This window comes from Streptococcus intestinihominis (assembly GCF_046824975.1).
GTDB lineage: Bacteria > Bacillota > Bacilli > Lactobacillales > Streptococcaceae > Streptococcus.
Genome location: NZ_JBKQBL010000003.1, coordinates 272,902 through 274,630 on the forward strand (window position 1 = coordinate 272,902; position 1,729 = coordinate 274,630).

The 1,729-nt window shown below is 42.7% G+C and carries 1 protein-coding gene; it reads right to left on the reverse strand.

Going from position 1 to position 1,729, the window contains the following annotated elements:
• Nucleotides 1-100: 100 nt before the first annotated feature.
• Nucleotides 101-1,729: isoleucine--tRNA ligase (locus ACLOR3_RS06535; protein WP_412037084.1), on the reverse strand; the 1,629-nt coding region annotated here is incomplete at its 5' end.

Genomic DNA, 1,729 nt, shown 5'->3' on the forward strand with positions numbered 1-1,729 from the left:
TATGAAAGTCATTTTTTGAAAATCATCCAGCTGTTTTATAAAAAAATAGTTTGTCTGCATTCAAAAAGAAGTTCCATTATGGAACTTCTTTTGATATCTATTATTTTGCTTCAAAACCTTTTGCAACTGCGTCTGCAAAGTTCTCTTCAACGATGCTTGCACAGTGATCACAGATGGTTGCATGGTAGTGGCGTTCTGCAGTTGTTGGGTCGATACGACGGCAACGGTCACAAACTTCACCAGCAGCACGGTCAACTGTGAAGGCTACATCTTCAAAGGCCACTGCACCTTCTGGGGCTGGTCCTTCTGCGATAGTCAATTCAGAGACAATCAAAAGTTGAGCTACATTGCTATCAACAGCTCCAAGAAGTGTTTTCACCACTTCATTTGGATAAACGGTCAAGTGAGCTTCAAGTGATTTACCGATGACTTTTTCATTCCGTGCTTCTTCCAAGGCTTTTTGAGCTTGACCACGGAAGTCCATGAATGCTGACCAGGTATCCAAGATTTCCTCTTGGTTGGCAAAAGTCTGAGCTTCTGGTAATTCTGACAATTGAACAAAATCTTCGGCTTCAAACTCAAGATATGACCAGATTTCTTCCGCAGTGTGAGGAAGGATTGGTGTCAAAAGTTTGGTGATCTTCACAAGGATGTCATAGAAGACAGTTTGCATTTGACGGCGTTCAAGTGATTTTGCACCTTCGATGTAGACAACATCTTTGGCAAAGTCAAGGTAGAAAGCAGACAAATCAACGTTGATAAAGTTAACCAATGCCTTATAGATTGTCAAGAATTCGAAGTTGGCATAAGCATCACGAATTGTCTTAACAAGTTGGTTAAAGCGAATGGTCATGTACTTGTCCACTGAACGAAGCTCTTCGTAAGCAACTGCATCCTCAGCTGGATTAAAGTCAGAAGTATTAGCAATCAAGAAACGAAGAGTGTTACGGATCTTACGGTAAGTTTCAGAAACTTGGCTCAAGATATCCATAGAGATACGTACATCGTTGCTTGAGTCCACACTGGTTACCCAGAGACGCAAGATTTCCGCACCAAATTGTTTTTCAACATCGCTTGGAGCAATGGTATTTCCAAGTGATTTAGACATCTTCTCACCTTTACCATCAAGGGCAAAACCTTGTGACAAGATTTGTTTGTATGGTGCGACACCATGGTTAGCTACAGAGGTGATGAGTGATGAGTTGAACCAACCACGGTATTGGTCTGACCCTTCAAGATAAAGATCTGCTGGATATTTGAGTTCTGGACGGTTAACCACAACACCATTCCATGAAGAACCTGAGTCAAACCATACGTCCATGATATCTGTTTCTTTCTTGAACTCACCATTTGGCGAACCTGGATGGGTAAATCCTTCTGGCAAGAGGTCCTTGGCATCCCGTTCCCACCAGATGATGGAACCATGTTCTTCAAAGAGTTGAGCCACATGCTCGATGGTTTCAGCTGTCATGATTGGTGTGCCATCTTCTGCGTAGAAGATTGGAAGCGGGACACCCCAAGCACGTTGACGAGAGATAACCCAATCACCACGGTCACGAATCATGTTGTACAGACGGACTTTACCCCACTCTGAGTGGAACTTGACTTTTTCAATTTCATCTAAGATTTCTTGGCGGAATTTAGATACAGAAGCAAACCATTGAGGTACTGCACGCCAGATGATTGGTTTTTTCGTACGCCAGTCAAATGGGTAGGAGTGAGAGATTTC